The sequence below is a fragment of the Cellulomonas bogoriensis 69B4 = DSM 16987 genome, assembly GCF_000767165.1.
In the GTDB taxonomy this organism is placed as follows: Bacteria; Actinomycetota; Actinomycetes; order Actinomycetales; family Cellulomonadaceae; genus Actinotalea; species Actinotalea bogoriensis.
Genome location: NZ_AXCZ01000144.1, coordinates 1 through 7106 on the forward strand (window position 1 = coordinate 1; position 7106 = coordinate 7106).

The window sequence follows — 7106 nt, forward strand, 5'->3', positions numbered from 1 at the left end:
CCCACGACCGTGCCCGGCAGCCCGCTCCAGACCGACAGGCCACGGGCGTTGGCGACCGCCTCGCCCAGCGCCTGCTGGCGGAGCAGGTGCGTGGAACCCGCGACCAGGGCGGCGCCGACCACCATCAGGCCTGCGAGGCTGATGAGGGCGAACCGCCACGCCCAGGGTGCGTGACGGTGCACCGGCTGGGCCGGCGACGCCGGCGGCGGGGGGAGTGCCATGGGGTGGGCGTTCCGTCCGGGTGGGGGGCAGGCGGGGGTCCTGTTGAGGTCTGACCGTAGGGTGCCCGACGGTGCGCCCTCAAGATCCCGAATGCCCTGTTGGAGGAATTTCACCCCAATGGGCGCCTTGTCCTGATTTATCCCCTACGGTCTGGCCGTGCTGCCGCGCCCGTGCCAGGAGCGCGTGGGCACCAGCCCCGGGACCTCGGAGTCGGGCACCGCGCGGCTGTAGAGCCACCCCTGCACCGCGGTGCACCCCGCCTGCGCGAGAGCCTTGGCCTGCGCGGCGGTCTCGACACCTTCCCCGACGATCCCTAGCCCGAGGGCTCGTCCCGTCTGGGCCATGATGCGCACCAGCGCGGCGGTGCGGGGGTCTTCCCCGAGCGACCTGACGAACGAGTGGTCCACCTTGATCGCCTCGGCCGGCACCGTGCGCAGGACCTCGAGGGACGACTGCCCGGTGCCGAAGTCGTCGACCATCCACCGCACACCGACTTCGCGCAGCTCGGCCATCGTCCTGGTGGCCGTGGCGGGGTCGGCCATGACGGTCCCCTCTGCGACCTCCAGCACGAGCTCGTGGGGGGGTACCTCGTGCCGGTCCAGCGCCTGCAGCACCGACGTCAGCAACGAGGGCGACCAGAGCTCCCTGGCGGACAGGTTGACCGAGACGCTCATCCGGGTCACCCCCTCCGCCCGCCAGCGCGCCCGGGCCCGGCACACCGTGTCCAGCACCCACCGGCCGAGCTGCACCACGGCGCCGTCCTCGGCGAGCATCGGCAGGAACTCCTCGGGCAGCAGCAGGCCGCGCCGTGGGTGCTCCCACCGCACCAGGGCCTCCACGTGCTCGATCGGTGCGTCCTGCTCCAGGGCGATGATCGGCTGGTACCGGATCGTGAACTGCTCGCTCCGCAGGGCCTCCCGAAGCTCGGACTCAGCCTGGAGCCGGGCGGTGGCGCGCTGGTGCATCGCGGGGTCGAACACGCTGGCGCTGCCCCGCTCGGCGTCCTTGGCGTGGTACATGGCGATGTCGGCGTCCCGCAGCACCTCCTCGGCGTCGGCGTAGGCGGCGTCCGACGTGGTGATCCCCACGCTCGCGCTCACGCTGACCTCGTGGTCACCGAGCAGCACCGGTGCGCAGATCCGCTCCTGGATGCGCCGCGCGATGCCCAGCACCGTCTCGTGCCGCAAGCCGTACAGGAGCACGGCGAACTCGTCGCCCCCGAACCGTGCGGCGGTGTCCACCGAGCGCAGGTCCTGCTGGAGCCGCTCGCCGACCACGCGCAGCAGCTCGTCCCCGCGCAGGTGTCCCAGCGAGTCGTTGATGAGCTTGAAGCCGTCCAGGTCCAGGAACACCACGGCGAACGACGCCTCGTCCGAGCGGCGGGACTGGTGCAGCGCCCACGTCAGCCGGTCGAGGAACAGCCGGCGGTTGGGCAGGCCGGTGACCTCGTCGTACAGGGCCGCCTGGCGCAGCTGCTCCTCGAGCTCCTTGCGCTGGTCGATGTCCGAAAGCGCTCCCACCACCCGGCGGGCGGGCCCGCCCGCCGGCCCGTCGGGCACCGCCCGGCAGAGCATCCACCGGTACGGCCCGTCCGCCCCTGGTCGCACGCGCAGCTCGAGCTCGACCGGCTCCAGGTCCGTGACCGCCCGGTGCAGGGCGGCGCACAACCCGTCCCTGTCCTCGGGATGCACGGCCACGCCCCACGGCGCGAGCTCGGGCGCCACGGTGCGGTCGGGGGACGGGCGCGGGTCGTGGGCACGGTCCACGTCGCTGCCCAGCAGCTCCCGGCAGCGCTCGGAGTAGAAGCACTCGGCACCGGCCACGTCCCAGTCCCACAGGCCGTCGTGGGTGGCGGCGGTGGCGAGGGAGTACCGCTCCTCGCTGCGTCGCAGGTCGGCCACCAGCCGTCGCTGCCGTAGCGCGACGCCCAGCAGCGCCGCCCAGCTGTTGTGGGTCGTGCGACCGGTCCCGTACTCGGTGTCCACCGCACCGACGACGGTCAGCAGCCCGTGGTCCCCGCTCGCGCCCCGCACGGGGATGACGTACGCGACCTCCCCGGCGCCGACCTGGTCCATGAGGGCCCGTGGGGGGAAGCACTGCGGCCGCAGGCGCGTCGGCAGGCGCTCGGCGAGGTGGCCGTCCGGGTCGTAGACACCCGCCACCTGCAGGTCACCACCGGGCTCGGTCTCCCACAGGCCCAGGCACCCCAGCCGGGTCGAGACCGCCGAGAGCCAGTGCAGGTCGCTCGGTGCCGAGCCCACACGGTCCAGCAGGCCGATGCCGACGTCGTGCTGCTCCATCAGCGACCGGGACAGCCGTGCGGTCCGGCGCAGGTTCTCCTCGCCCTGGGCCCGTGAGAGCGCGAGCGTGGCACGCACGATGGCCTCGGCGCACAGCGCGGTCCCCTCACCCGTCGGCGCCCGGGGCCGCTCCCGGCCCAGTCGCGTCACCAGTGCGTGGGTGAACCTCTCCACGACTTCCGGTGACATGCCCCGGTGGACCAGGCGGGACACGTGTGTGCTCACCACGCCGTCCAGGGCGTCGGCGTCGACCACCGCCGTGCCGTCACCGGCGAGGCGCTCCACCTCGACGGCCAGCGCCAGGCCGTCCTCCTCGGCCTGCGCGGCCGGTCCGGCGACCGAGGCGCCGCAGCCGCACGAGCGGCGTGGGACGAAGACCGACTCCACCACGTGCTGGCGCGGCGGTCCGCCGTGGCCCGCGGCCTCCTCCAGCAGCAGGCCGGCCGCGAAGTCGCCCAGACCCGCGAAGTCCTGGTGCACGGTCGCCAGGGGCGGGTCGTGGTGCCACCCGGTGTCGACGTCGTCGAACCCGATGACGGCGACGTCCTGCGGGACCCGGACCCCCCGCTCGGCCAGGCCGGCCATCAGCCCCAGGGCCACCCGGTCGGTCGCGGTGACCACGGCCGTGACACCACCGGCGCGGACCGCCTCGGCGACCGCGCCCGCGACCGCCCGGCCGCCCCGTTCGACGTGGTCGGGGGTCGCGACCAGACCGACGTCGTGGGCGGTCGTGCCCAAGGACGCCAGCTCGGCGCAGTAGGCCTCGTGGCGCTCGCGCATGTCGCTCTGGTGGACGTTGCCCACGAACACCAGGCGGCGGTGACCGTGGTCGTGCACCAGGTGCCGCACCAGACCGCGTACGCACACGACGTTGTCCGCGACCACCGTCGGCACGCCGATGTCCAGGTCGCTGCTCAGCAGGACCATCGGCACCCCGGTGGAGCGCAGCTGCTGCAGGAACGGCCGCCCGGCCGCCCACGCGATGCTCAGGACCCCGTCGAACTGGTCCCAGCCGACCGGTATACCGGTCTCAGGAGCCGGGACGAACTCGTCACCGGTGTTGCCCGCGTCGAGGGTCTGGACGACCGTCACCCGGCCGCCCGACGCCTGGACCCGACTCACGACGCCGGACAGGACCTCGCCGAAGTAGAAGCCACCGGTCACGGGTGACAGCACGCCGACATCGATCATCGAAGTCCTCAGGTCCGGGGGTGCCCGGATGCTACAAGACTAGTCACGCGCCCATCGTCGCCTCTCGGTCCCTGATTCGCGAGTCCCGTCCACGTGCGCGCTCAGGTCGACGCGAGCGGCTCCGCGGCGATCCGCGCCAGGGACGTGCCCAGCAGCGTCCCGGCGGCCGGTCCCGGAAGCGCCCGTGCGTACAGCCACCCCTGGGCGTTGGCACAGCCCAGCACCTCCAGGCGCTGGGCCTGGTCGGTGGTCTCCACGCACTCGGCGATGACCTCCAGCCCCAGGACCCGACCCATGTAGAGGATGATCTCGACCAGGTCGTGTGTGCGCGCGGTCAACGTCAGCTCCCGGATGAACGAGCCGTCGATCTTGAGGGCGTCCACCGGCAGGGTGCGCAGCGCCGTGAGCGAGGAGTGCCCGGTGCCGAAGTCGTCGATGTGCAGCCGCACGCCCAGGTCCCGCAGCTGCTGCATCACGGCGGTGGCAGGCCGCGCGTCAGCCATGATCACCGTCTCGGTGATCTCCAGCACCAGGCACTCGGGTGGGACGTCGTGCCGCTCGAGCGCCTCGGCGACGGTGCTCACCAGCGTCGGTGACCAGAACTCCAGGTGCGAGACGTTCACCGAGACGGTCACCCCGCCCGTGTAGCCCTGGCGCCACGCCGCGACCTGGCGGCACACCTCGTCGATCACCCACTGGCCCAGCTGCACGATCGTGGAGTTCTCCTCCATCGGCCCGAGGAACTCCCCGGGCCCGACCAGGCCGCGCTCGGGGTGGTCCCAGCGCACCAGTGCCTCGAAGTGGGACAGCCCGGAGCCGTCCAGCGCGACGATCGGCTGGTAGTGCACGACGAACTGGCCGTGGGCCAGCGCGGTGCGCAGCTCCCCACGGGTCCGCAGCCGGCCGGCGGCGCGGGCGTGCATCGCGTGGTCGAACACGCTCGCGGTGCCCTCGTCGGAGCGCGTGGCGTGGTGCATCGCCGTCGCGGCGTCCCTGAGCACGTCCTCGGCGCGGGTGTAGACCAGCTCCGAGGTCGTGATGCCGGCGTTCGCGGTGACCGCGACCTCCTGGTCGCCCAGGCGCACGGGGGCGGCGATGCGCTGCTGCATGCGCTCGGTGATGACCAGGACCTCCTCGGGGACGGGGTCCGAGAGGAGCACGGCGAACTCCGCCCCGCCGAACCGGGCGGCGGTGTCGGAGGTGCGCAGCTCCGAACGCAACCGGGCGGCGATCTCGCGCAGCAGCATGTCGCCCGCGGCGTGGCCCAGGGAGTCGTTGACCAGCGTGAGCCCGTCGACCTCGAGGAACACCACCGCGAAGCCGGCGGCGTGCCGCCGCGTGAGCTGCTCGACGGCCACCTCGAGGCGGTCCACGAACAGCCTGCGGTTGGGCAGTCCGGTGACCGGGTCGTGGAGGGCGCCGTGGCACAACCGCTCGGCGAGGTCGGTGCGGTCCAGGGCGGTCGCGATCAGGGCGGCCCAGCCACGGCACAGCGCAGCAGGCACCGCAGACGTCGACCCGGGTACGACCGTCAGGACGCCCCGGGGGTGGTCGGCCTCGCCCACGGGGACCACGTGGCACACGTCGTCCGGACCCACGTCCAGGCCGACCGGCGCGAACCCGGGACCGTCGGTCGTGGTGACCTGGCGTCGTACGACCTCCGTCGGGCCGTAGGTGCCCACCACGCGCAGCCGGTCCTGGGGGCCCTCGTCCCACAGGGCCAGTGTCGCCGCCCGCACGCCCTTGCCCTCCAGCCAGGACAGGTCGGTCGCACGACCGGGGTCCTGGAGCAGGGCGGACGCCACCTCGCTGAGGGCCTCGAGCGCGGTGGGGGCGTCGCGGCCCGGTCCTCCCGGGCTGGTGTGCGGCACGGGCCCTCCTGGTGGTCGGTCCGACGGGTGTGCGACCAGTGGCATCGGCAGCGACGGTCCCTACTTGAGCGAAAGATGATCTTGACACGGGGGTTTCATCCGGGTGAGAACCGTCCCGTTGGGCCGTCCGGGTGGTCGGCGACCGCCCGGACGCCCCGCGCCCGCGAGCTCCTCGTGCGGTGACGTCGGTCACGCCGACGGCGCACGGGCCGCCCGGTGGTGCACACTGTCCCTACGGCGCGCTCACCACGGGCGCCCGACGTCGTGGAGCACCGGCGGTCGGTCGGCACAGCCGACCCTGACCGTCCCGCCGCCGCGAGCCCCGACCGGATCCCCAGCCTGAGAGGCCTCCCGTTGTCCACGTTCTCCTCCCTCGGCGTGCCCGAGGGGCTCGTCGCCGTGCTCGCCGAGCGCGGCATCACCACCCCGTTCCCCATCCAGGCCGCGACCCTGCCGGACGCACTCGCCGGCCGTGACGTCCTGGGCCGGGGCCGTACCGGCTCCGGCAAGACCCTCGCGTTCAGCCTTCCGCTGGTCGCGCGCCTGGCCGGTGCCACCGCTCGCCCCGCGCCCGGTCGTCCGCGCGCCCTGGTTCTGGCCCCCACCCGGGAGCTGGCCAGCCAGATCTCCGCGACCCTGGAGCCGTTGGCGCACGCGGCCGGCCTACGCACCACGACGATCTTCGGCGGGGTGTCCCAGCACCGCCAGGAGGTCGCGCTGCGGGCCGGGGTCGACGTCGTCGTCGCCTGCCCCGGTCGCCTGGAGGACCTCATCGGCCAGGGGCACGTGAGCCTGCGCGAGGTGCAGATCACCGTGCTGGACGAGGCCGACCACATGGCCGACCTCGGGTTCCTGCCCGCCGTCCGTCGGCTCCTGGGCGCGACCCCCGCCGGTGGTCAGCGCCTGCTGTTCTCCGCGACCCTGGACCGCGGTGTGGACGTGCTGGTCTCCCGCTACCTGGTGCGGCCGGTGACCCACGCGGTCGACCCCGAGGCGTCGCAGGTCACCACGATGACCCACCACCTGCTCACGGTTCCCGACGCCGCTGCGAAGGGCGAGCTGGTCGAGCACCTGGCCTCCGGGGAGTCCCGCAGCCTGCTGTTCACCCGCACCAAGCACCAGGCCCGCAAGCTCGCGCGCCGCCTCACCTCCCGTGGCATCCCCGCGGTGGACCTGCACGGCAACCTCAGCCAGGGTGCCCGTGAGCGCAACCTCACCGCGTTCGCCTCCGGTCAGGTGCGCGTCATGGTCGCGACCGACATCGCGGCGCGCGGCATCCACGTCGACGGGGTCGAGCTCGTGGTGCACGTGGACCCGCCCGCCGAGCACAAGGCCTACCTGCACCGTTCCGGGCGCACCGCGCGTGCCGGGTCGGGCGGCGACGTCGTGACCCTGGTGCTGCCCGAGCAGACCGCTGACGTGCGGACCCTGACCCGCCAGGCGCGCATCGACGCCCGACCCCGCCCGGCGAGCGCCGGTGACCCGGCCGTGGACCGTCTGGTGGGTCCCCCCGCACCACGCG

Annotated in this window: 4 protein-coding genes; 1 reads left to right on the plus strand and 3 read right to left on the minus strand. The window is 73.6% G+C overall.

What is annotated here, in order from left to right:
• The 3 genes from N869_RS11555 to N869_RS11565 all read right to left on the minus strand — a co-directional run.
• On the minus strand, positions 1-221 hold a 221-nt coding region (locus tag N869_RS11555; RefSeq protein ID WP_035061838.1), incomplete at its 3' end, for a hypothetical protein.
• Positions 222-365: 144 nt separating this feature from the next.
• Positions 366-3713 carry an EAL domain-containing protein gene (locus tag N869_RS16615; RefSeq protein WP_052105471.1) on the minus strand — a complete coding sequence of 1116 codons (3348 nt, stop codon included), beginning with the start codon at positions 3711-3713 and terminating at the stop codon, positions 366-368.
• Positions 3714-3814: 101 nt separating this feature from the next.
• Positions 3815-5584 (minus strand): putative bifunctional diguanylate cyclase/phosphodiesterase, encoded by a 1770-nt coding sequence (locus tag N869_RS11565; protein WP_052105472.1) that lies wholly within the window; start codon positions 5582-5584, stop codon positions 3815-3817.
• A gap of 354 nt (positions 5585-5938) precedes the next feature.
• Between N869_RS11565 and N869_RS11570 the strand changes: the two genes are divergently transcribed.
• On the plus strand, positions 5939-7106 hold a 1168-nt coding region (locus tag N869_RS11570), incomplete at its 3' end, for a DEAD/DEAH box helicase (protein WP_035061844.1).